The 25,166-nt window shown below is 60.3% G+C and carries 18 protein-coding genes; 13 read left to right on the forward strand and 5 right to left on the reverse strand.

The window, feature by feature from the left end:
• Positions 1–27: 27 nt before the first annotated feature.
• The 9 genes from cpaB (at position 28) to RCAS_RS21585 (ending at position 10,247) form a co-directional block, all read left to right on the forward strand.
• Positions 28–810 carry a Flp pilus assembly protein CpaB gene (cpaB, locus tag RCAS_RS21545; protein WP_157042730.1) on the forward strand — a complete coding sequence of 261 codons (783 nt, stop codon included), beginning with the start codon at positions 28–30 and terminating at the stop codon, positions 808–810.
• A 188-nt stretch (positions 811–998) separates the two neighbouring features.
• A complete protein-coding gene (locus tag RCAS_RS21550; protein ID WP_012122606.1) occupies positions 999–2,258 on the forward strand; it encodes an AAA family ATPase in 1,260 nt (419 codons plus the stop codon).
• 15 nt (positions 2,259–2,273) lie between these two features.
• The gene (locus RCAS_RS21555; RefSeq protein WP_012122607.1) at positions 2,274–3,689 is read left to right on the forward strand and encodes a CpaF family protein; all 1,416 of its coding nucleotides are present in this window, start codon (positions 2,274–2,276) and stop codon (positions 3,687–3,689) included.
• Positions 3,690–3,703: 14 nt separating this feature from the next.
• Positions 3,704–4,675, forward strand: a complete 972-nt coding sequence (locus tag RCAS_RS21560) for a type II secretion system F family protein (protein ID WP_012122608.1) — start codon at positions 3,704–3,706, stop codon at positions 4,673–4,675.
• A complete protein-coding gene (locus RCAS_RS21565) occupies positions 4,675–5,604 on the forward strand; it encodes a type II secretion system F family protein (RefSeq protein ID WP_012122609.1) in 930 nt (309 codons plus the stop codon). The genes RCAS_RS21560 and RCAS_RS21565 overlap by 1 nt, the downstream gene beginning before the upstream one ends.
• Positions 5,601–6,890, forward strand: coding sequence for a vWA domain-containing protein (locus RCAS_RS21570; RefSeq protein WP_012122610.1), 1,290 nt, complete (start codon positions 5,601–5,603; stop codon positions 6,888–6,890). The genes RCAS_RS21565 and RCAS_RS21570 overlap by 4 nt, the downstream gene beginning before the upstream one ends.
• Before the next feature lie 252 nt (positions 6,891–7,142).
• Positions 7,143–8,540 carry a TadE/TadG family type IV pilus assembly protein gene (locus RCAS_RS21575; protein ID WP_012122611.1) on the forward strand — a complete coding sequence of 466 codons (1,398 nt, stop codon included), beginning with the start codon at positions 7,143–7,145 and terminating at the stop codon, positions 8,538–8,540.
• A gap of 136 nt (positions 8,541–8,676) precedes the next feature.
• Positions 8,677–9,072 carry a TadE family protein gene (locus tag RCAS_RS21580; protein ID WP_012122612.1) on the forward strand — a complete coding sequence of 132 codons (396 nt, stop codon included), beginning with the start codon at positions 8,677–8,679 and terminating at the stop codon, positions 9,070–9,072.
• Positions 9,069–10,247: a pilus assembly protein TadG-related protein gene (locus RCAS_RS21585; protein ID WP_012122613.1), complete on the forward strand. Its 1,179-nt coding sequence runs from the start codon at positions 9,069–9,071 to the stop codon at positions 10,245–10,247. Before RCAS_RS21580 ends, RCAS_RS21585 begins: the two co-directional genes overlap by 4 nt.
• Positions 10,248–10,372: 125 nt before the next feature.
• Here the strand turns inward: RCAS_RS21585 and prfB are convergent.
• Positions 10,373–11,486, reverse strand: a protein-coding gene (prfB, locus tag RCAS_RS21590) for a peptide chain release factor 2 (RefSeq protein ID WP_157042733.1) whose coding sequence is annotated in 2 segments (ribosomal slippage) — positions 10,373–11,419 and positions 11,421–11,486 — 1,113 coding nt in all. Because the reading frame shifts where the segments join, the coding sequence is not laid out codon by codon here.
• A gap of 6 nt (positions 11,487–11,492) precedes the next feature.
• On the reverse strand, positions 11,493–12,263 hold the full coding sequence (locus RCAS_RS21595; protein WP_012122615.1) for an SIR2 family NAD-dependent protein deacylase: 771 nt from the start codon (positions 12,261–12,263) through the stop codon (positions 11,493–11,495).
• Between the two features lie 352 nt (positions 12,264–12,615).
• Here RCAS_RS21595 and RCAS_RS21600 point away from each other — a divergent pair, with 352 nt between their 5' ends.
• From RCAS_RS21600 to RCAS_RS21615, 4 genes are all read left to right on the forward strand, one after another.
• A complete protein-coding gene (locus RCAS_RS21600) occupies positions 12,616–13,341 on the forward strand; it encodes a protein DA1 (protein ID WP_012122616.1) in 726 nt (241 codons plus the stop codon).
• A 123-nt stretch (positions 13,342–13,464) separates the two neighbouring features.
• Positions 13,465–14,652 carry a hypothetical protein gene (locus RCAS_RS21605; RefSeq protein WP_012122617.1) on the forward strand — a complete coding sequence of 396 codons (1,188 nt, stop codon included), beginning with the start codon at positions 13,465–13,467 and terminating at the stop codon, positions 14,650–14,652.
• Positions 14,653–14,934: 282 nt separating this feature from the next.
• Positions 14,935–15,495: an HD domain-containing protein gene (locus tag RCAS_RS21610; RefSeq protein ID WP_012122618.1), complete on the forward strand. Its 561-nt coding sequence runs from the start codon at positions 14,935–14,937 to the stop codon at positions 15,493–15,495.
• 49 nt (positions 15,496–15,544) lie between these two features.
• Positions 15,545–17,269 (forward strand): glycoside hydrolase family 13 protein, encoded by a 1,725-nt coding sequence (locus tag RCAS_RS21615; protein WP_012122619.1) that lies wholly within the window; start codon positions 15,545–15,547, stop codon positions 17,267–17,269.
• A gap of 351 nt (positions 17,270–17,620) precedes the next feature.
• On the opposite strand, the gene htpG is transcribed toward RCAS_RS21615, so the two are convergent.
• The 3 genes from htpG to RCAS_RS21630 form a co-directional block, all read right to left on the reverse strand.
• Positions 17,621–19,510, reverse strand: coding sequence for a molecular chaperone HtpG (gene htpG / locus RCAS_RS21620; RefSeq protein ID WP_012122620.1), 1,890 nt, complete (start codon positions 19,508–19,510; stop codon positions 17,621–17,623).
• A 224-nt stretch (positions 19,511–19,734) separates the two neighbouring features.
• Entirely contained in the window at positions 19,735–21,168 is a 1,434-nt protein-coding gene (locus RCAS_RS21625; RefSeq protein ID WP_012122621.1) for an HlyD family secretion protein, read from the reverse strand.
• 108 nt (positions 21,169–21,276) lie between these two features.
• The gene (locus tag RCAS_RS21630) at positions 21,277–24,792 is read right to left on the reverse strand and encodes an efflux RND transporter permease subunit (protein WP_012122622.1); all 3,516 of its coding nucleotides are present in this window, start codon (positions 24,790–24,792) and stop codon (positions 21,277–21,279) included.
• Between the last annotated feature and the right edge of the window lie 374 nt (positions 24,793–25,166).

The following is a 25,166-nucleotide window of genomic DNA, read 5'->3' on the forward strand; positions in this document are numbered from 1 at the left end:
ACACCTATGGAGTCAAGGAGGCTGGCAGTGACACGTCGCAGCGGTTGGATCCTGCTCACTCTGGGAGCGATTCTTGCCATTGGCGCCGGAGCGCTGGTCTATCTCGTGCTTCAGCAGCAATCGGTCGCTGCTGCGGAACAGGCGCGACGCGAGGTGCTGGCGCAGCAAGCGCCACAGGTTCCGGTGATCAAATTGCCGGTAGCCGCCCGGCCACTCGCTCCCGGCAACACCATTGGACCCGACGACATCCTGCTCAAAGATTATCCGGTCAATCTCGTTCCCGTCAATGCACTGACCGATACGACCCAGATCGAAAATCGCATCCTGGCGCGCACGGTTGGTCAGGGCGATCCATTCCAGAAGAGCATGTTCGTCGGCGAACGCGGCGAGTCGATCAGCCAGGAAATTCCGCCTGGGTATGTGCTCTTCGCCTTCCCTATCGTTGATCTCCTTGGACAGAGCAATCTGATCGCGGATGGCGACCGCATCGACCTGTATCTGACGCTGAACACGCCGCTCAACGCTGCGGCGACGCCGGCGCCCGACCAACCGACGACACCGACGACCGCGCTAACGCTTCAGAATGTGCAGGTGCTCAAAGTGCTGCGCTCAGAACCGCGCGAAGGCGCGACCAAAACGCCGGCAACTGCGCTGCTCTGCGCGATGCGTCCCGAAGACGCAATTATTCTGAAGCATATCAAGGATACTGGTGGAACCATCGATTTTGCGCTGCGTTCGCCGCTCGATACCGAGCCGTTTACCACTGAGCCGCTCGACCTGCCGGAACTGATTCAGCGCTACATGCGGTGATGATGTGCGAGGCACAAGGCGAGAGGGATAAAAGGCAAAAAAAGCAGGGCGGGCGCGCCCACCCACGGCGCGGGAAAACCGTAAGCGGTCCGCAGGCGCGCTGACCCACGCCAGAATGCCCCTCAACCATCAAACAAGGTCTTGAACATAGCGTCGAACATCGCACATCTAGAGAAGGAACATCGACCGTGGCTGTCAACACTCGCATCCATGTCGTCATCGTCACCGCTCCAGAACGTCTCGATCAGGAATGGATCGGTCGCCTGGCAGCCGAACCGGACATCGCGCGCGTCGATCGGGTTGCAGCGACAACTGCCGGCTTCGAACTGATCCAGCAAACGCGCCCAGATCTTGTGATCGTGGATCGCGACACCGATCAGGCGGAACAACTGATCCGTCAGGTCTTCACCACCCTGCCTGCAACGATCTGCATCGCAGTGACGGCGCGGGTCGATACCGCAACGCTGCGCCGACTCGTGGCGGTTGGCGCGCGCGATGTGCTCGGACGTCCAATCCAGTATGCGGAACTGAGCCAAAGTATTCGCACGCTGCTCGACACCGAAACCGACCGTCGCGCGCGCGCCCTGGTGACGCTCAATGGCAATCGCCCGCAGATGCGCGGCAAACTCGTGGTCGTCATCTCACCCAAAGGCGGATCGGGCACGACGACGATCGCCGCCAACCTGGCGGTCGGCTTGCGTCAGGTCAGCGCCAGCCGCGTGTTGCTCGCCGATTGCTGCCTTCAGTTTGGCGATGCCGGCGTACACCTGAACCTCTGGTCGAAACATACGCTGGTTGATTTCATCGATCACCTTGACGATATCGACGACGCCATGATCGGCTCGGTCGTCCAGCAGCACGAATCCGGCACACATGTGCTGCTCGCACCCAATACACCCGATGCCGCTGGCGACATCAGCGGCGAACAGATCAGCCGCCTGATTGATGCGCTGCTCGAACGGTATAGTTACGTTGTCGCCGATACCTGGTCATTCCTCGACGATATTACCGCAACCCTGGTCAGCAAAGCCAACGAGACGCTGGTTGTGACCACGCCGGAAGTGCCGTCGCTCAAGAATGTCAAGCGCTTTCTAGAATTCATTCAGCGCGAAGGACTGACACACGGCAGGATCACGCTGGTGATCAACCGCTTTCCCAGCGTCGATGGCATTGCGCTTGATGATGTCAAACAACATTTGCGCCATCCGATCGGCGCCAACATTCCGAGCGAAGGACGCCTGGTAACGCACAGCGTCAACCGGGGCATTCCGATTGTGATATCGCACCCGGAAAGTTGGGTGGGGCAGAGCCTGCTCAAACTGGCGGCGCACATTGCTGGCGAGCAGGTTGCCACGCTCTCACTCGCGCCGTCCCGGTCACGCGCGAAAGGATTGGCGGGACTGATCGAACGGCGCGGTTTCTTTGGTTTTGCGCGACGTGAAACGTAGGGGAGACGTGTTGCCGTGAATCGATTTCGTTTTTCGCGCAGCGGCGCGAACAATGCACAGCAATCAGCCAATGCCTCACCTTTCGACGATCTGCGCTCACCGGTCGAATCGGTACGCCCTGTTGCGCCACGATCGCCGGTTCCGCCATCGCTCCACGACGACACCCGTGACGAACGCGATCTGATCGAAGCAGTGCAATCGCAGTTGATCAACGAAACCGACACCAGCGGTCGGCGCGAGCCGGAATACTACGCTCGCCGCATTGCCGAACTGGTGACCGAGCACCTCGAACAAAGCGGACGCGTCGTTTCTGAGCGTGAGCGCAACCGCCTGATTCGCCTGGCACAGTCCGAACTGCTTGGGCTTGGTCCGCTCGAACCGCTGCTCGCCGACGATACCGTCAGCGAGATTATGGTCAACGGTCCGCATCAGATTTGGATCGAGCGCAACGGCAAGTTGCAGGAGACCGACGCCCGCTTCATCGACGAAGATCACGTGCGACGCATTATCGACCGGATCATCTCGCCACTCGGTCGGCGCTGCGACGAAACGACGCCAATGGTTGACGCGCGCCTGCCCGACGGCTCGCGCGTCAACGCGATCATTCCACCGCTGGCGATCAACGGCAGCACGATCACCATCCGCAAGTTCTCGCGTATTCCGTTGACTGCCACTGACCTGATCACACGTGGGACAGCATCGCCAGAACTGATGGAACTGCTGCGGGCATGCGTGCTCGGACGGCTCAACTGCATCGTTGCCGGCGGCACCGGAACCGGCAAGACTACAATGCTCAATGTGCTTTCGTCGTTCATCCCCGACGATGAGCGCATCATCACCATCGAGAACGCCGCCGAACTCCAACTTCAACAGCGCCATGTCGTCACCCTCGAGTCGCGCCCCGCCAATATCGAAGGGCGCGGCGAAGTAACCATGCGCGATCTGGTCGTTAATGCGCTGCGCATGCGCCCGGATCGGATCGTCGTTGGGGAGTGTCGCGCGGGTGAAGCACTCGACATGCTCCAGGCGATGAATACCGGGCATGATGGTTCGATGACCACGTTGCATGCCAACAGCCCGCGCGACGCACTGCGCCGCATGGAAACGATGGTTATGATGGCGGGCATGGACCTGCCGCTGCGCGCCATCCGCGAACAGATTGCATCGGCGATCCACGTTATTATTCAGCTTGAACGTCTCCAGGACGGTTCGCGCAAGATTGTGCAGGTCTGCGAAGTCACCGGGATGGAGAACGATGTTGTCTCCCTCTCAGATCTGTTCGTCTTCCAGCAGCAGGGGGTGCGCGACGGCAAAGTCGTTGGACGGATCGTGCCGACGGGCATTCGACCACGGTTCCTCGAAAAGTTGCAACAGATGAATATCACGTTGTCACCGCAGGTGTTCGGCGCCGTTATTCCAGGCGTTCGCTAGAGGGACGACACACGATGGACTCGCCTGTCTCGCTCGATCTTGTACTTCCGATTGGCGCCGCGCTGCTGGCAGGACTGGCAGTTCTGACGCTGATATTCGCACTCCACAGCCTGGCAGCGCGCGACACCGGCGTCGATAGCCGGATCGCCGCCTACCTGGGAGGCGGTCGTGCGGAGCGCAGTAGCACACTTAACGATCAACAGATCGCCGAACGACTGAACGAGGTCATCAAACGGCAGAGTTTCGCTTCCCGGATCGAACACGACCTTGCCGCCGCCAGTCTGCCGCTCACCGTGCCGGAATATCTGCTGATGCGCATTGCTGTGCCGCTGATCGCCACATTGCTGGCGTTGCTGATCTGGCGCCAGGCGTTGATTGCACCGGCAGCACTGATTATCGGTCACCTGGCGCTCTCTTTCTGGATGCGCATCCGCCGTCAGCGTCGCAAGCAGGCGTTCAGCGATCAGTTGCCCGAAACGCTTGATTTGATCACCGCATCGATGCGCGGCGGGTTCAGCCTGGTGCAGTCGCTTGCCAATGTTGCCGGTGATGTGCAGGAACCGATGCGCACCGAACTGCGGCGCGTGTTCCAGGAAGTGCAACTCGGCTTGAGCATCACGCAGGCGCTCGACAATCTGGTGCAGCGCATGGAGAGCACCGACCTCGACCTGGTAGTGACGGCGATCAAAATTCACGCCCGCGTTGGCGGCAATCTGGGGCAGATTCTCGAGAACATCAGCACCACTATGCGCGAACGCGCCAAACTACGGCGCGAGGTGCGCGTCATCACCTCAATGCAGCGCATCTCCAGTTATGTTATTGGCGCCTTGCCTTTCGCGCTGGCGTTGATCATTTTCACGATTAATCCGACGTATATGATGCGGCTGTTTCAGCCGGGGTTGATCCTTTGCATCCCGATTGGTGCGTTCGTTTCATCGGTCGCCGGTTTTCTCATCATTCGGAAGATCGTTGATGTGAGGATCTGATGTTGATCATTCCGAGTATTGTCACTGCGCTTGCCATTCTCCTGGTGGTTGCCGGTCTGATGGCATCACGCCGCGACGTGACGGTCGGTGAACGCCTCGACGCCTATCTCAGCCCGACAGTCGAGAAGGCGCCGTCCAATCCATCGCTGGAGGCGAAACAGCCTTTCTCCGAGCGGGTGATCATCCCGTTGCTGAAACGGGCGTCGCGCGCATTCGCCTGGATCATGCCACAGAATCGCTATGAGGCGCTGCGTCTGCGCCTGGCAATGGCTGGTTATCCGTGGGGATTGACCGCCGCCGATTTCGTTGGCGCCAAAGGCATCGTCTGTGTGCTGGTCGGGCTGCTGACGGGTGTGATCGGTTGGGCGGCTGATGCTGCACCGACTTTCTTCAATATCCTGCTGCTCGGCGGGATCGCGCTCTGCGCCTTCTTTCTGCCCGATGTCTGGCTATCGCGCCGGATCGGTCAACGCCAGACCGAACTGCTCAACGCTTTGCCCGATGCGCTCGATCTGCTGGCGATCGCTACCGCTGCCGGTCTCAGTTTCGAGAATGCGATCCAGGAGATCACATCGAAATGGACGAACGAACTGGCGCGTGAGTTCAGTCGCGTATTGCGCGATATGTCGATGGGGGTGCCGCGTCGCCAGGCGCTGACCGATATGGCAGAACGCACCGGTGTCCCCGACATTGCCAGTTTCGTTTCGGCAATCAAACAGGCGGAAGCGCTCGGCGTCAGCATCGGGCGCGTGCTGACGGTGCAGGCAGAAGAGATGCGCACACGGCGACGACAGCGCGCCCAGGAGCGCGCCAATCAAGCGCCGGTCAAAATGATGTTTCCGCTTGTCTTTCTTATCTTCCCTGCAATCTTCGCGGTGTTACTGGGTCCGGCAGTGCCACAGTTGCTGGAAGCGTTTGGCGGCATATGAACACACAACGAACCCCCGAAACCGATCGCCTGTATGATCAGGGAGTCGCCTGCATGCGCGCGGCGCGTTGGGAAGAGGCGATTGTCATCCTGAGCCGGTTGCGTGATTTGACCGGCGCCTACCCTGATGTCGAGGCATTGATTGCCGATGCGCAACTGAAAATGGAAATCGAGCAGGCAGGCGTGCCTGCGGCTGCGCCGCCGCCGAAATCGCGCCCGCCGCGCGCAGTCGTCTTCGGCGGGATAGCAGCTACCGCGCTGATCAGCCTGATCGTCGCCGCTATCCTGTTCGTTCGTCTGGATGCGTCGAGTGTGCGCGTTGCGGCGCAACCGCTTGTGCTCAACCTGACATTTCCCACCATTGCGCCAACCAGAACCTCAACACCGGCGCCGACGAAGACACCACAGCCTTTGCCGCCGACTGCCACATCGCTGCCGGATGCGGTCCTTCCGGGAACGCTCGGTGTGCGACTGGCGCCGGGAGAGCGCACAACTCGCATTACCGAAAACATAGCGGTGATCCTGGATGCGTCCGGCAGCATGCTGGCGCGCCTCGACGGGACGCCAAAGACGGTCATCGCCCGCCAGGCGCTCATCGCACTGATAAACCGTCTCCCCGAAACCACAAACGTCGCACTGCGCACCTATGGGCACCGGCGCGCCGATGATTGCAGTGACACCGAACTCATCCAGGCGCTCGCTCCTTTGCAGCGCGATGCTCTTATTGCGCGCATCAACGCCATCCGTCCGGTCAACGGCGGGCGCACACCAATCGCCCAATCACTGGCAGATATGGCACAGGACCTTGCAGGCATCGAGGGAAATGTGCTGATTGTGCTGGTGAGCGACGGCGACGAAACCTGCGGCGGAGATCCGGTCGCAACTGCCTCGATGTTACGCGCCGCCAATTCGCAATTGCGGATCAGCGTCATCGGGTTCGACGTTGAGCAGGAAGAGTGGCGCCGCCGGTTGGAGGGCATTGCCGTAGCCGGCGGCGGAGCATACTTCGATGCCTCGAATGCCGAACAACTCGCCGATGCGCTCGATCAGGCAATTGCGCTGACCTACCGTGTTTTCGACGCACAGGGCAAAGAAGTCTACCAGGGTCGCATCGGCAGCGATGTCCGGTTGGCGCCGGGGGTGTATCGCATCGAAATCGGCGGTGATGCCGAACTGACGATCGAGACGGTGATCGTCGAAAGCAACACAACGACATCTGTGGAACTACGCGAAGATCAGGGCGAGTTGCGCGCCAGCACCATAACAGACGATGGTGTGCAGCCGTGAATGGGTTTAAGGGCGGATCGAAACCCGAGCGAACACCGGCATGCCCACCGGGTGAGAAGAAAACGGCGCATCCCAACGCCATGCGTGCCCGCTATGCTTATGCGTGCTGTTCGCCCTTGAACGTGAGTGGGGGAGTGTGCAGCGCGCAGCAGGACAACCTGATCCCTTGTACGACGAACGCTGGTGCGTGACTGAGAGCCGTCCATAAGCGGTATGCACATAGACAGGCATCATTTCACAAACGAGGACGATATGCCAGCCACCGGGACAAATCGCAGGCGACGCGCGCAGAGCGTGGTGGAGTTTTCAATCATTCTGCCACTCCTCCTGTTACTCATTCTGGGCGTTATTGAACTCGGCTACATGCTCTTCGTCTACGTCCAGTTGCAGAATGCCGCGCGCGAAGGCGCTCGCAGCGCTGCGGTTCGTCCCTGTCCAACTCAGCAAGACATCAACCGAATCATTGCCGACACTCGTGAGCGCATCGCGGCATTTGTCGATACCAATACCATCACGCCCAGCATCACCTGGAGCGCTGACGAAAACGGCAACCTGCGCTGGCGCTATACCGATCCGGTAACCGTGTCGCTTAACTACACGCTTGAGCCGCTCGACCCAATCGTTGGAGCGTTCATTCCGCAGATTGAAATCAATGCCATCGCATCGCGATCCATCACGACCGACTGCGACATCGCCTCAGTGGTGCGCGCGACGCCAACGCCATCGAATACACCGACCCACACGCCAACACCATCGAATACACCCACACCCAGCGCGACGCCAACACCATCGCACACACCCACACCCAGCGCGACGCCAACACCATCGCACACACCCACACCCAGCGCGACGCCAACACCATCGCACACACCCACACCCAGCGCGACGCCAACACCATCGCACACACCCACACCCAGCGCGACGCCAACACCATCGCACACACCCCGCACCAACACACCGACCAATACACGCACGCCGACCAATATACGCACGCTGACACCGACTGCCTGTCCGGTGACGATCTGTACGGCAACACCGACACGCACGCCGACCAATACACGCACGCCGACCAATACGCGCACCAACACGCCGACACCATCGCGCACACCGACGCGCACCAACACGCCGACGCACACCAACACGCCAACGCGCACTAACACGCCGATGCCGACCAATACGCCGACGCCATCGCGTACACCGACGCGCACCAACACGCCAACGCGCACCAATACGCCAACGCCCACCAACACACCAACGCGCACCAATACGCCGACCAATACGCCGACGCCATCGCACACGCCAACGCCACAGGCGATCACGTATTCGGTGGTGGGGTCTAAGCGGATCGATCCAAATGCACCACCCGGCGAACTGTCCGACATGCGCATTCGGATCACGGTGCGCAACAATCTGGGGCAACCCGTGCCAGGCGTGAGTTTCAGCATAGTGGTATCCGGCGCATCGCCAACCACGACGTGGACCGGCGTCAGCGACAGTAATGGCGTGATCATCATCTGCATCGCCGACACCTATCGGGCGCGCGACAACCTGGACGTGACCACCGACGTCACCAGTCCCGAATACCCCGATCCAGGGCTGGACGGTCGAAGGATCACGGTTCAGAACGGAGCAGTGACGTGTAATCCGTGAAACGAGAGAGAGGCGAGAGGGTTGCATGGGGAAGGTACAAAGACAAAGACATTGCACCGCAACGTCTCCGCATGGAGAACGCGCCCCCATGGGCGCCCACGACGAGCGGCACATGGATAGGGAGAGCCACAATCACATGAAACACACATCCGGGCAATCAATCATCGAGTTTGCCGTGATTGCGCCGCTCCTGATCATTATGCTGCTCGGCACAGTCGATTTTGCGCTGGCATTCAGCAACCAGATGGCGCTCCGTAGCGCCGTCGCCGAAGGAGGATATTTCATTGCCCAGCATCCCGGCAGAGAAGCCATCGCGGAGCAGCGCATCCGCGAACGCCTGGAATTGCCCGGCGCCGCCGAACCGGGACGCCTGATTGTGACATTTACCACCTCATCGTGCATGTCGGGACGCCAGGATACGACCGTGGAAGCGATCTACCGCCATGAATTCTGGTTCTCGTCAGTGCTGCCATCTGCACATGTCACCTTGCGAAGCGGAACAACCGTGCCACAGTTTGGGAGTTGCTCGTGAGACCATTCTGCTGGACCAACCGCCAGCCAGGACAGGCGATCCCGGTTCTGGCGCTCACGCTGTTCTTGTTGCTCGCCTTTGCGGGTCTGGCGATCGATGGTGCGCTGGCGTTCGCCTGGCGCCGCAATGTAATGAACAGCGCCGATGGCGCTGCGCTGATCGCCACGCGCGCCCTGATCGTTGATCGCGGGAGTGTGACCGGACTTGAACTCACCAATGCGGTGCGCACCTACCTCCAAACAGAACTAGGGGTGAGCGATCCGGATTTTGAACTGACCTACGTCAACGGTGCCGGACAACCGATAGGACCGGTCGGCAGCGGTCCGGCGCCGGCGAATGCGCGCGGCGTCACCGTCGTCGCGCGGCACACGTTCGACACCTATCTGATGGGGATTCTCGGCCAACCGACACTGACCGTGCGAGGCGTATCGGCAGCGCGTTTTGGCAACGGCGGCATGCTGATCGGCGATCAACTGGCGCCGATGGGATTGCTGCCAGAAGCAGCGGATTTCTTTCGCCGCAACCCATCCGGCGCATTGATCGATCTCAGCGGTCAGATCGAGGAACGGAACGAACAGATCAGAAACGATTTCATCAACGGTCTCTATCCGTATCTCGAACGTCCCGAAGATCATCCTGCCTGGGTGGATCCGGACACATTCGTAAAACGCTGGCAGGTGCGCGCTGTCGCGCTGCGCATGGGATCAAGCGCGTCGCCGACGCCTGGAGCGGGCGCAGGTTGCCCGACCACACCGGTCAATACGCTGAAATCATGGTGGTGTTTTGGGGCGCATCAGCAAGTGAATACCCGCATTGCCGGCGATGGCGACCAGGTGGCGGTAGCCATGGACCTGATCGGCGTTGAGCCATATGCCAGTTCCATGAACGCAGCGCTGCTGAGCGGAGGTTTTCTCAACGCGCGCCTTAATCAGGTCATCATCGTCCCCGTGCTGGCAGAAGCCTCCGACTCGGATCAATGGTCAGGAGCGAACCCTGTGTATGTGATCGAATACTTCATCGCGCTCCGTCTGACCGGCATCGACGACACCGATGGCACTATCACCGCTGATTATCTCCCGCGCTACCTGACGAATGGCGGGCTGATGGGCAGCAACAACAACGTCGAGCGCGGTGATCCCTGCGAGGTGTGCGTGGTTAATCTGGTGCGTGAGTAATGTGAAGAGCATTCGACGCTTGTCTTCTTATTCCCGCCGACTGTGGCGCATAAGCGCCCTTAAATCAGCCCAACGGTTAACCATCGGGCTGAGCAGTGAACGTCCATGAAGCGCGCACATGCGTATCACATCTCTCGCCCAATCGTCGATCGCAGGTATGCCTCAATAAACGGATCGATGTCGCCGTCGAGCACTGCCTGCACGTCGCTGGTTTCATAATCAGTGCGATGGTCTTTCACCAGCGTATAGGGATGCAGATAATAGGTGCGCATCTGGTTGCCAAAGTCCGCCTGGCGATACTCGCCGCGTAGACGGGCGCGTTCCTCGCGTTTGCGCTGGAGTTCGCGCTCGAGAAGGCGACCGCGCAACACGCGCATAGCGGTTTCGCGGTTCTGCAATTGCGACCGCTCATTCTGACAGGTCACCACAATCTGCTCCGGCGTGCCCGGCTTGTAGGTGATGCGCACTGCCGAGTCGGTCGTGTTGACACCCTGCCCGCCATGCCCGGACGCGCGAAAGACATCAACGCGAATATCCTCTGGACGGATGACCACCTCGGGCGCATCGTCCACTTCGGGCAGCACCTCGACCATTGCGAAAGACGTCTGACGTGTGTTGCCGGCATTGAACGGCGAGAGGCGTATCAACCGGTGGACGCCGGCTTCAGCTTTGGCGCTGCCGTAGGCGTAAGGTCCGCGCAATTCGATAGTGGCGCTCTTGATCCCCGCTTCTTCGCCGTCGCTCTGATCGATCAGCGCAACCTGAAAGCCACGCCGCTCACCCCAGCGCATGTACATGCGCAACAGCATCTCGGCCCAATCCTGGGCGTCCGTTCCGCCCATGCCGGCTTTGATCGACAGAAACGCATCGCGATCATCGTAAGGACCACTGAGCAACACCTCGATTTCCAGCGCCTCAATCTCTCTCCTGGTGCGCTCGAGTTCGGCGGCGATGTCTGCCTGGAGCGAGTCATCCTCTTCGGCGGCGGCGAGGTCGATCAGATCGGCGAGCGCCGTCAACTGGCGGTCGAGCGCTTCGATCCGCTCAACCTCTTCTTTCAGGCGTGTGAGGCGTTGCAAGATTCCCTGCGCTTCACGGGGATCGTTCCACAGATTCGGATCGGCGGCGCGTTCCTCAAGCGCCGCAATCTCCTGGCGCTTCGCCGGCGAGTCAAAGACTCCCGCGAACGCTCTCGAAGCGCGTCCGCAGGACCTCCAGATCCACGGTTGTCACAAACAGCTCCTTCTATCGCGTTCGTTCAAGGAGGGGCGCACCGGTCGCCTGTTCGACCAGTTGAGGCAGCGCCAGCGCAACATCAGTGCGAATAACCGCCTCGGCGCGCCCGTCCATGTAGGTCGGACCGGTATTGATGATAATCAATTTCGCGCCGTGGCGCAAGCCAATCGCAGGCAATTCGTTGACGGGAAAGACTTCCAGCGAGGTTCCGGCGACGATGATGACATCAGCATGTTCAACAGCGCGCCGCGCCAGCCAGTACAACCCTCGCGGCAACATCTCGTCGAACAGCACCACGTCCGGTTTGAGCGGGTGACCGCAACTGCACCGTGGCGGATCGCCGCGACGGATTTTGGGCAGCAACACGCGGGTGGGTATCTGACGCTCACACTCCGGGCAGGTAGATGTGCGCAAATGCCCATGCAACTCGTAGACTTCGCGCGATCCCGCGCGCTGATGCAGCCCATCGAAGTTCTGGGTGATGATCGCCTTGAGCACGTTCTGCTCTTCCAGGGCTGCAAGCGCATAATGCGCTGCATTCGGCGCTGCCGATAGCACCCGGTCGAGCAGGGGACGGAACCAATCGTAGAATGCGCGCGGGTTGCGCAAAAAGTTCTGGAGCGATGCGACTTCCGACGGATCGACGCGCGTCCATGCGCCTTCGGGACCACGAAAATCGGGGATGCCAGACGGGGTGCTGACGCCTGCGCCGGTGAGCGCAACAACGCTCCGCGCATTCCGCAGCAGATCGGCAGCATGCTTAATCTCTGCCCAATCCATACCTGTTTACACGACAGATAGTTCAACATCGAACATTCGATGTTGGACGCGCCAGCCATCCCCGTCGATATGGGTCGGTCTGATTGCAATGTTGCGCCAGTGTTGCCCGACGTAGCGGTGTGGAGATGTGCAATCGTTCCATCTATAATGATACCACATGTTCGCGCCAGCCGAAAGAGCGTATAATGGCGCTCAGATGCGTCGCTTTTTGAGTACGATGAACGCAAAGACACAAAGGCGCACAGTGCGGGAGGAAGCAGGATTGATGACGCGAGATGATCGCCGTACTGCACCGCCTTCGTGCCTCTGTGCCTTTGTGTGAGTCGCTCAGGAATGGAGGTTCAGGAGTTCCATGTCTGGTCACGCCCTCGACGCTCCCGACACGCTCCGTTGTGCAGCGTGCGGCGCGCTGCTGATCGACGGGTATTATTTCATCCATGGGCGACGCGAACGCTACTGCGCGCGCTGCATCCGCGAACGGGATCGCTGCGATGTCTGCTCGGCGCCGCTCGGCAACCGCTACTGGACGTTGCACGATGGTCGGCGCCTGTGCGAGACATGCCACGCCACGGCGATCTACGATCCACGTGTTGCGCGGATGTTGTTCGACGAAACCGTTGCCGCGATTGTGGCACAACTCGGCATGGCGCTGCGGGTCGGGGTTGAGTTTCGTCTGGTCGACACGCCAACGCTGGCGGCAGTGCGGGCACAGGACAGGCCACCGCAACCGGGGGAAGCGCCCGCACTGGGGCTGTATCAGCGCCATGGTCGGTTGCGCGTCATCTATATGCTCTATGGGCTGCCGAAATTGCTCTTTCGCACCGTTGTCGCACACGAATATGCCCACGCCTGGCAGGGCGAGAATTGCCCACTCCTCGACGACCACGACCTGATCGAGGGGTTCGCCGAATGGGTGGCGTACCATCACCTCAGTTACCTCGGCTGCCACAAAGCCGTTGCCGCTATGCGCGAATCGAACCACCCCTACCGTCCGCTCCTCGAGCGCATGCTGGCGCTCGAAGCGCAGATCGGTCCCGCCGGTGTGCTGGAGTACATGCGCCGAGCCGGGATTCACTGATCCAGGTCTCCAAAATACGCCATTGTTCTCGTTCTTTGTCGTGGGTGTCTCATTACGGAGCCGCCTGGCATCACAGGATGTCCGGTTCAGCATACCGCTCCAACAACACACAAGGAGGGACCATTGCGTTCACAACTCTTGCTTGTCACCACACTGCTTGCCGGTGCGATCTCTGTCGCCGGGTGCGGCAATCTGCCCTTCCTCTCGCAGGGTAACCCGCAACCAACCGCCTCGCCAGCTGCTTCCGGCGATGCCGCAACGCCTGCGACACAACCAACTGCCGCCGCTGAACAACCGACACAGGCGCCGGCGAATACTCCGGCACAGACGATACCCACCGCACCACAGACCGGCGGCGCTCCTTCGACACCCGCCACGGGCGATGGCGCTCCGACGATTCCGCTGCCGCAAAGCCAGGCGAACCTGGCGCAACTCGAAAGTTACCGCATAACGATTGTATCGAAGATGAACGGCAAAACCACAGACGGGAAAACCATCGAATCACAGATGACCTATACGCAGGCGCTGCATCGACCCAGTAAGACCGGGTATACGCTGGTTGTCGAAAACAGGCAGGGTGCACCATCCACCCAATCAGAACTCTACAGTGTTGGTGATATGTTGTATATCTACCAGCGCCAGGGTGGGAAAGAACTCTGTCAACCGGGCATGATGGCTGGCATGGGCGACATGCTACGCGGCATTGCCGACGCAATGACCGCTCCCCTTCAGACCGGCACGGCACAACTCGTCAATCGCGGCGAGACGGTCAACGGCGTGCTGACCGATCGCTACACGCTGGATCAGGAGACGATCAATCAGTTCGGCGCGACGGTGGAAAAAGCCGATCTCTGGGTGGCGCGCGATGGCGGCTATCTGGTCAAATATGACCTGACGATCAACGTAACGTCCAACACCACCGGTTGGGCAGCGATGCTCGGCGGCGGCGCACCGATTTCGGAAGGCACGATTGTCTACAACTGGTCGCTTGAAGACATCAACAAAACGACCATTACCCTTCCATCCGCGTGCAGCGAACAGACGGTCGGCGTCGATCTGCCGCTACCAGCCGGCACACAGGTCGATATGGCGATGCCGAACACAACGATGGGCAAGGTAAATGCCGGCATTGACTCGGTTTTGACCTTCTTCAAGACGGAGTATCCCAAACTCGGATACGAACTGACAGACGAGTATGGCGATGCTCAGAATGGCTACATCCTCAACTTCAAGAAAGGCGCGGATGAGGTGATGGTTCAGTTCTCAACCATGTCGGATGGGTCGGTGCAGATCACACTCACGCGCGGCTGACCACAGGCGCGCAATGGCAACCTGATGCATGACTGGTGATGATGGAACGCAGGTCGTGCAGCAACCCGCCGCGTCGCTCAACACCGAACTGGCGGTTTGATCGAACGAAGGGTGCTCACGCGCGCTCACCCTGGTAGTGCTACGCCGAACAGCCCCGCACCGGCGGGGCTTTGTTCGTTCAGCGTGGGCGTCCACGTTCGCGCATGTACTGCCAATGTTGTCAACTGGAAGGCGAGTCGCAAGAAATCGCTATAATAGGCGCACACGTATTGAAGGCGCCCAATGGATGCTCAAACGGCTGCAACCTACGCTCGACTGGCTGAGCGCATCATATCACTCAAGATGCTGCCGCGCGCCGGCTGGCTGCAACGTGGCATATCCGCCGCCGAAAGCGTGGCGGAGCACAGTTTTGGGATTGCTGCGCTCGCGCTGGTGTTTACAGCGGCGGACGACACATTCGACCGTGAACGACTGCTGGCGCTGGCGCTGGTTCACGATCTTGCCGAGGCGCTGCTAGGGGATCTCCCGCTTTCGGCGCGACGACTGATCGGCGAATCCGTCAAGTGCGACGCAGAGCGCCGCGCTATGGTAGAACTGTGCGATGCGCTCCCCGGCGGCGATCACCTGGTGCTGCTGTGGGACGAGTATGCCGCCGGGACAACACGCGAGGCGCGGTTTGTCAAAGCGCTCGACCGCGTGGAGATGCTGGCGCAGGCGCTAGCATATGAGCGGGCCGGCAATCGCTCGCTCGACGAGTTCTGGGTCGATGCCACCGGGGGACTGGCAGAGTTTCCCCATCTGGCAGCGTTCGTGACCTGGCTCGCAGCGCAGCGTCCAACGTAAGCCGGGGAATGTTCGATGGCGAACACACCATAGACGGAGGATTCGCACCATGCATTCGCTCAAATGGTGGCAAACGACGGTGTTCTATCAGATCTATCCGCGCAGTTTCGCCGATGGGAACGGAGATGGCATCGGCGATTTCGCCGGGATGATCGACCGGCTCGATTACCTGCGCGACTTGGGAGTCGGTGCGCTCTGGCTCTCGCCACACTATCCTTCACCCAATGCCGACTGCGGCTACGACATCTCCGATTACACCGGCGTTGCCCCAGAGTACGGCACACTGGACGATTTTCGACGTTTTCTGGAAGGCGCGCACGCACGCGGTATGCGCGTCCTGCTCGACCTCGTCCTCAACCACACGTCCGAAGATCACCCCTGGTTCCGGGAGTCACGCTCCAGCCGCAACAATCCAAAGCGCGACTGGTACATCTGGCGCGATCCGGCGCCCGACGGCGGACCGCCGAACAACTGGTATTCGGCGTTTGGCGGTTCTGCCTGGACGTTCGACGAAGCGACCGGGCAGTATTACTATCACTTTTTCTTCAAGGAACAGCCCGACCTGAATTGGCGCAACCCGGATGTCAAACAGGCGATGTGGCATGCAGTGCGGTTCTGGCTCGATATGGGGGTGGATGGGTTCCGCCTCGATGCGATTGACACGATCTTCGAAGACCCGAACCTGACGCCGCAGCAGTCGAAATTGTCGCAGATCGAGATGCTGCGCATCTGGCGCGAGAATCGTCCGCCGGAGGAGACAAAAGAACTCTGGGAACAGTTCGCCCTGATGTTCCGCCACCAGGTGCAGCAGCCAGGATTGCACGAGTTGATGAAAGAACTACGCGCATTAGTGGACGAATATCCAGGTGATCGGGTGCTGATCGGCGAGGGTGACGATATTGCGTACTACGGCAACGGCCATGATGAGTTACACTTGGTGTTCAATTTTCCGCTCATGCGCACCAATCGGTTGACGCCTGCCTGGATCCGCGCCAATCAGGCGGAACGACTGGCAGCGTTGCCGCCTGGCGCATGGCCCTGCAACACGCTGGGAAACCATGACGTTGGCCGCATGTGGACGGCATATGGCGACGGCGTCCACGATGCAGCGCTTGCCCGCTTGCATGTGACGATGCTGCTGACACTGAAAGGCACACCGGTGCTCTACAACGGCGAGGAGATCGGCATGACCGATCTGCTGCTCGAACGGTTCGACCAGTTGCGTGACAATCAGGCGGTTAACTTGTATGACGCAGCGGTCAACGATGGCATTCCTGCCGATGAAGCGATGAGGATGGCGGCAAAGATCAGCCGGGACCGCTGTCGAACGCCGATCCAGTGGGCAAATGCGCCAAACGCCGGTTTCAGCCCGGCCGGTGTGACGACCTGGCTGCCGGTCAATCCGAACTATGCTCAGGGAGTAAATGTCGCCGAACAGGTCGGCGATCCTCACTCGCTCCTCACCTTCTATCGTCGCCTGATCGCCGCGCGCCAGGCGACTCCCGCACTGTTGGAAGGCGATTACACGCCACTGCATCCAAACGAGGAGCGTTATCTGGCGTTTCTGCGCACCACACCGGAACAGCGCTGCCTTGTGGCGCTGAACTTTACGGCTGAACCGGTGACGGCAAGTTTTGCACCTGGCGAAGATTCACTTTTACGCACGATTTTCTCGACCCATCCGCGACCGGCAGGCGAAGAAAACCCGGCACACCTGACACTGGCGCCGTTCGAGGCATACATTGGAGAGATTCTGCCAGAGCGTCAGGGATAATACCAATGACGATTGACGATGCCGCATGCGTGTCATTCCGAGCCCTTCGCTTCGCTCAGGGTAAACGCAGCGCGGAATCGGCGCCGGTCGCGCACGACCCCTCGCGCTGCTCGGGGTGACCATGCCGGATGGTCACAGGTCATTGGTATAACGCGCCAGACTGCCGAAGAGATGAGGGGATACTGTCAGCGCGGGTCTACACGTCCGCGCTGATTGCACGAAGCCCCGCTGACGCGGGGCTGTCGGTCGAAGTCTATGCGCATTGAAGCAATGCCCGTATATACCCTTCACGATCACCCCGATGGTGGACCGTCAGGCGTGAGGGCAGATAGAAGACCTGCCCCAGCAGCGTCATCCTAACCTGCGCGCTGCCGCCTCCATCAACGCCTGAATGCGCCCAACCATATCGGCGGGGTTGGGATGCAACCCTTCGAGCAGCAGTGCATTCTCGTACAACTGCTCAACCAGGTTGCGCACCAGCGCAGCGTCACCATCAGACTCCGCCAGGCGCGCCAGATCGACGATCAGCGGGTGACTGCGGTTCAGTTCGACGATCTTTGGCGGCACTTTGAAGTCGCGGTCGAGAATGCGCTGGACGCGCGCCATCTCGCGGTTGTACTGTTGATCCTCGGGCGACACCAGGCGCAGCGGGTTGTGGCGCAGCACATTCGAGGCGCGCACCGTCGTCACGCGCTCCCCCAGCGTTTCCTTGAAAACGTTCACCAACCTGGTGAACTGCTCATCGCTGATCGACACCTCCGGCGTCGGCGCTTCACCCGGCAGCGAGAGATTCGGATCGTCCACATTGCGCAGTTTCAGCCCCTGGTATTCGCGCAGCCCATTGAGCAGGAAACTGTCCATCACGTCATAGAGCAGGAGCGCCTCGATCCCACGATCGTTCAGGGCATCAAGATGCGGGCTGCGTCGCGCACTCTCCAGGTCGGCGGCGATGACGTAGTAAATCTCGTTCTGCCCGTCGATCATTCGCCCTTTGTAATCGGCAAGCGACGCCAGTTGATCACCCGACTTCGTCGTATGGAAGCGCAACAGCGGCAAGAGATCGTCACGCGCCAGCGGATCGGTTGCGATGCCCTCCTTGATGAATGGGCTGAATTCGTTCCAGAAGGTCACATATTTTATCGGGTCCTTTTCCGCCAGGTCGACCAGTTCTTTCGTCAGGCGGTTGGTGAGCGACTTCTTGATGCGCTGCACGATGGGATCGCGGTTTGGACCGGCGTCGCGCTGCACACCTTCACGCGAGACGTTGAGCGGCAGGTCTTCACTATCGACCACACCTTCAACGAAACGGAAGTATGGCGGCAAAATGTCCTTCGCATCTTCCTGAATAAGCACCTTCCGCGAATAGAGACGAATCTTCCCCTCCATCCGCCGTTCGATGAAGCCCCGCTCGCGCTTCGCCGGAACGAACAGAATGGCATGCAGATCGAGCGGCGCTTCGGACGAGAAGTGGACCCACAACAGCGGCTCTTCGTAGTCGAACGTCATCTGGCGATAGAACTCGTTGTACTGCGACGCTTCGACATTGCGCGGCGGTTGATGCCAGAGCGCAGTGGATTCATTCGCGCGCTCGTCGCCGATATAGATCGGGAAGGCGACATAGTTCGAGTGACGGCGCACAATCTGCCGCAACCGCCACTCATCGGCGAACTCGTGCGCCTCTTCTTTCAATTTGAGCACAATCGTCGTGCCGCGCTGTTCACGTTCCGCCGCATCGACAACAAAACTCTCGCCTCCCTGGGAGCGCCAGAGGGCTGCTTCGGCGTCGGGACGGTACGACCGCGAGATGACCGTCACTTCATCGGCAACCACGAATGCGGAGTAAAAACCGACACCGAACTGACCAATGATATTCGAGCGTTGTGCGGCTTCGAGGTTTTCGATCAGGGTGCGCGTCCCTGAGTGCGCAATCGTCCCCAGATTTTCGATCAGTTCCTCACGGGTCATGCCGATGCCGGTATCGCTGATCGTAATCGTTTTGGCATCCTTATCGACACCGATGCGAATCTCGAGCGGAGCGTCTGGATCGCGCACCTGTTGATTGGTCAGCATCTCGAACTGAACACGATGCAACGCATCGGATGCATTCGAGATCAGTTCGCGCAGGAAGATTTCGCGGTCAGTGTAGAGCGAATGCGCCAGAATGTTGAGCAACTGACGCACCTCGGCGCGAAATGGCACCGCCGTGGGCGCATGCGTTGTGGCTTCGGTTTCTGCGGTCATAGGGTTTGCTCCGGTGTTTTCTGAACAGTGATGCAGATCGAAACTATGACATCTCTCTGCCATGATAGCGAGAAGGGTAGCATGCGCGCGCTAATGTTTTGTTAGAATTTAATGTCAGAGAGGCGTTGCGATGCAACGCCTCTCTGGTCGCGTGTCTCCCTCAGCACTATGCCAGGCGTGCGCCCGCTTTACCATCACCACCGGGCGCATCCCCCCCCGCCCTGCTACTCCAGAATATCGACCCGCGCGCTCATGCCTGCCCGCAGTCCGGTGATGTCGTCGAGCGCGATACGCACCCGATAGCTGCGCGAGAGACCCTGCACCGTAGCAGTTGGCGCAACATACTCGACCTTGCCGGTGTACTCACGGTCCGGGATGCTACTGATCGAGATCTTTGCCGATTGACCCTCCCGCACCCGCGCGATGTCCACATCGCTGATCTGAACATCGACATACAGTTTGCTCATATCGACGATCTGGATCGCCGGCAGCCCCTGGGTCACACTCGGATCGCCCGGATCGATGGAGACAATCGAAACGACGCCATCGAACGGCGCGCGCAGTTCAGCGCGTTCGCGGTTAATCTGCGCCAGCGTCAGCGCCGCCTGCGCCTGCTCGACGCCAGCGCGCGCCGCCGCCTTCTGCGAGTCACGCGGGTCGGGGATGAGGCGCGCTTCCTGGGCGCGCGCCTGCGCTAGCGCAGCTCTGGCTGCCGCAAGGCGATCCGGGTCGGGCGGCAGTCGCAATTTTTCGAGGGTCAGGCGCGCCTGTTCGACCTGCGCCTCGGCTGCCTGAATGCCGGTCACTTCCGCCTGACGCGCGCTCTCAGCGCCTTTGACCGCCAGTTCGAGCGCCTTTTCCGCCTGGCGCAATCCGGCTTCCGCCTGGACGAATTGGGCATAATAGTTTTCGCGCTGACCATCGCTCAGTTTATTCGGCACACGCTGACCATTCGGCGCGGCGACTTCGGGCACGATCGGATCGTTGCCGGTATCGCGCGCATACTCCCAGTTGTACTTTGCCTGTGCATAGCGCGCCTGCGCCTGTGTCAACGCGGCAGCCGCCTGCTCCATCTGTATTTCCGCCTGCGTCTTTGCGAACGACAGACGATCACGGGTGGCTTGCAGGTTGGCTTCGGCTGCCGCCAGCGCCGCTTCCGCCATGCGAAGGTCCTGTTCCTTCGGTCCACGCTGAAGCGCCTCAAGCGCCGCCTGCGCCTGCGCCACTGCCGCGCGCGCCGCATTGAGATCCGTCTGGCGAGGGTCCTCGGTCAGCGCGGCTTCCTGCGCCAGCGCGTTGGCGAGCGCCGCCTTCGCCTGTTCGAGTTGCTGATCGAAAGCACGGGTGTCGAGAATGGCGAGCAGGTCGCCTTTCTTGACGAAATCCCCTTCTTTGACAAAGACCTGCGCTACCGTGCCCTGCACCTGGAACGACAGGTTGGCATCCTGCGCACTCTTGACTTCACCAATGCCGGTAATGCCCAACTGAATTGGCTGGCCGGTCGGTAGCGGCACCGGTGTTGGCACAACAACAGTCGGCTGAGATGCTGCCGGCGCACTGGCAGTCGGCGCGGGAGCAGCCGGTTGCGCGCCGCACGCCGCCAGCGCCACAGCCGTCAATCCTGTAACAATGCCGGTGATCAAGCGACCACGTTTCACAGTACAACTCTCCTTTGTACGTTGGTGCTGGTTGGTATTGACAATCAATATGGATGGGTGCGCTCCTCGCAGGCGCCGCGCCTGCAAGGAGCATATTGCATTACGACCTTATCCCTCAGCGCGGGCCGGCGGCGCACTCACCGGTTCGTAGCCATTCGGCTCACCCGCCGTTATCGGCAGCGCGGCGGCAGTTCCCCCATAGGGAGCAGAGGGCGCCGCTGCACCATTAACCGGGGCCATGCGCTCTGCTGCCAGAGCAGCCTGCTCTTCCGCCCACCCCTCCGGGTCGAAGCGACGGCGGAACCAGTTCGAAACGCGCTCGGTGAACGACTCCATCAGACTGTAGGCGGTCGGCACCACGAGCAGCGTCAGAAGCATCGAAGTCGTCAACCCGCCGATCAGCACGGTTGCCAGCCCTTTACGGAACTCGCCGCCTTCGCCGGTGCCGACCAGGTGAATACCCATCGCCACCGGCAACGCGCCTGCCACCAGCGACAGGGTGGTCATCAGAATCGGGCGGAGACGGATGGCCCCCGCAAGTTCGAGCGCGGCATGCTTATCGAGACCGGCGCGCCGCAGGCGGTTGGTGAAGTCCACCAGCAGGATCGAGTTTTTCACCACCAGACCGAGGAGCATGATCAACCCGATCATGCCGGTGATGTCGAGGTCGATATTGATCAGACGCAATGCCAGAAATGCGCCGATGAAACTGAAAGGCATCGCCACCATGATCACCAGTGGTTGCGTGAACGATCCAAACTGCGACGCCAGAACCATGTAGACGAAGATGACCGACAGCAGCATCGCCAGGAGCAACGACTCGAACCCTTCGGTCTGCTGCTGCACCAGGCCCGTGAAACTGGCGATTACCGTCGGCGGAATGATCCCCTTCGCCTCCAGGCGCTGTTGCAGTTCGCTCTGCACTTCGCCGAGGTTGCGCCCTTGCAGGTTCGCGCCGATGATCACCTGATTGAGTTTATCGTAGCGCCGGATCGTCTGCGGCGTCGACGCAAGTTCAATCCGCCCAAGCGCGCTCAGCGGAACCGTGCCACTACGGGTCGGAATAGCAATGTTCTGCAACGCTTCCGGCGTGGCGCGATCTTCAGGGCGCAGACGCACGATGATTTCGACATCTTGCCCCGCCTGACGCAGCACCGTCGCGCGGTCGCCGTTCACCAAGGCGCGCACCGACGATGCAATCTCATCACTGGTGATCCCCAGGTCGCCGATGCGCTCCGGGTCGGCGATGAAGCGCAGTTCCGGCTTGCCGGGGCGATAGTTGGTGTCAATGTCCACCACGCCGGGAATGGCTGCCATCTCCGCCTTGATCTGCTCAATGACCGGCGCCAGGTTCTGCACCGGCTCGGTGGTTTGCAGGCTCAACTGCAACTGGCGACCGGTGACGCCGGTTGAGGTCGGCGCACCAATCGATGGTAAGCCGAATGTCAGGTTCGGCAGGAATGTCAGTTGTGGACGCAGTCGCTCCTCGACCGAACGAGTCGGCACGTCGTCCTTCAGGCGCACGAAGAACTCGGCGCGCTCTGGAGCGCCAGAAAAGCCGACGGTACTGATCACCGACTTAACGTCCGGGTCAACCAACAGCACCTGTTCCGCCTGACGCGCAAGGCGATCAGTCTCTGCCAGCGCCGTGCCCGGCGGCAGTTCAAAGCCGATCAGGAACTCTCCGGCATCCTGCTGCGGGAAGAAACTGAACTTCAAACCGCTGGCGACAATCACGCTCAAGACCAACACCACCACTGCCGTCGCAATGACGATCAGGCGATTACGCAGGCTGCGCAGACTCCAGGAAAGGGTGCGTTCGTAGAACCGACCAAGCGGACCTGGATCTTCTTCCGCCTCGTGAAGCAGGCTGGCATCCGCCTGGTTGGGATCGATATTGCGCAAGCGCCGCGCCGCGCGCCCGACATCGCCGGTGTGCGAATGCGCCTCATCGTGCAGATGCGGCTGCACCTTCTGACGGCGGAACAGATTGGCAGAGAGCATCGGCGCAAACATGAACGCTTCCACCAGCGAAAGAAGAATGGCAACCGCGATGGTAATACCGAACGACTTGAAGATAATGCCGGTTGTGCCGCTCGTAAACGTCACCGGCACAAACACCGCCACGACCGTCAGGGTCATCGCCACCACCGAGAGCGCCACTTCCGCCGTGCCCTTGCTGGCAGCAACACGCGGCGTCTCGCCGCGCTGCGTGTGGCGGAAGATGTTCTCGCGCACCACAATGGCGTCGTCGATCACCAGACCGACACAGAGCGCCAGCGCCAGCAGGGTAATGAGGTTGATCGACAACCCAAACACCGGCATGAGCGCGAAAGTGCCCATTAGAATGATCGGCAGACCCGCCATTGTCACGAGCGTATTGCGGTCGCGGATGAAGGTCAGCACCACCAGCAAGCCGATCGCTGCCGCCAGCACGAGCACCTTATCGACCGGAATGCCAACGGCGGGGAGGATGCCAAGACCGACCAGCGCAATAGCGGCGGGCGCCGCAGCAGTGACGAGCATATTGCGCACGCCACTGAAGAACATCATCACCACCATGAGCGCCGCGACCGAGGCATAGATCAGCTCTTCAAGCGAACTGATCGTCGACTGGCGCACCGCTTCCGACGAATCGCGCGGAATAATGTAGGTCAGATCACTACGGTTGGCGAGCGCGCGTTCTATCGCAGCTTTCGCATTATCAGCGACCGCAACGGTATTGGCGCCGCTCTGCTTGCGCACATCGATGATGATCGCTTCGACGCCGTTGAGACGGGTGTAACTGCGCTTCTCGGCGACGCCATCCTCAATAGTCGCCACATCACCGATGCGGTACGAGGTTCCGGTAATCTGGATGTTCGCAATATCTTCAGGAGTGTGCAGCAGCGACGGCGCGCGCAGGTTGATCTCCTGCGAACCGGCGGTAATCGAGCCAAGACCGAGGTTCACATTCGCCTGCTGCAACGCGCGCGTGATCTGTGCCGGCAAAATGCCGTAGGCGCGCAGTTTCTCGAGGTCCATCAGCACATTGATCTGGCGTTGCAGACCGCCGGAGATCTGCACGGAGCCGACGCCTTGTGCGCGTTGAAGCAGCGGCGAAATCTCGGTATCGACAATCCGACGCACTTCGAGCGGCGATTGGTTCTGCGTTCCGGCAATAGCGAAGGAGACAATCGGCGCAGCGTTCGGATCGAACTTCTGGAAGATTGGCTCACGCACATCGCGCGGCAACGTCGGGCGAATGGCATTCACTTTTTCGCGCACGTCCTGATCGGCGCGATTGACATCGGTGCCCTGAGCGAACTCAAGAATGATGACTGCCAGACCTTCGCTGGCGTTCGTGGTGATGTTCTCGATGCCCTCGATTGTGTTGACTGCATCTTCGATTGGTTTGGCAACCTGATCGGCCACACTCTCTGGACCGGCGCCGGGGTAGGGGACGCTCACTGCGATGATCGGCACTTCAAAGTCGGGAAGCAGATTGACCGGCAGCGAGCGGAATGCCAGAATGCCAAACACCACCGTCAACAGCATGAGCATCGTTACGAATACCGGTTGACGAATTGAGGTGTCCGAAATGGGCATACCGTTGAGTTTCTCTTCACGTCGTTGGATTGCCATGCACGCATGCCTCCGTGTGTGCCCGCCACAGGCGGGGGTTGGGATGAAACTCAAATAAAACGCAGCCAGCAGTCTTGCTGCGCTGCGCCGCGCATCGCGCCGTGGAACGATACGTCCCACATCGCGCTTTACAACAAGACTACTATACAGTAAAATATGTTTACGCGCAAGTAGGAATTTTGACTGAATGGTAGGTTTTGATCTTTCAATCTGCATATACGTAAGCGCGTGGCAGCCGGATGTCGAGGAGCAAGCGGCGCGCGGCGGATGGTTGGCGCCGCTTCGTGGACATTCGCGCGCTGCGGGTGCGAGAGACACGCGACGGAGGGCGGGCGTATCCGCAAGACTATTGCGCGCAGGAAGTGAAACGCGGC

The sequence above is a fragment of the Roseiflexus castenholzii DSM 13941 genome, from assembly GCF_000017805.1.
Lineage (GTDB): Bacteria > Chloroflexota > Chloroflexia > Chloroflexales > Roseiflexaceae > Roseiflexus > Roseiflexus castenholzii.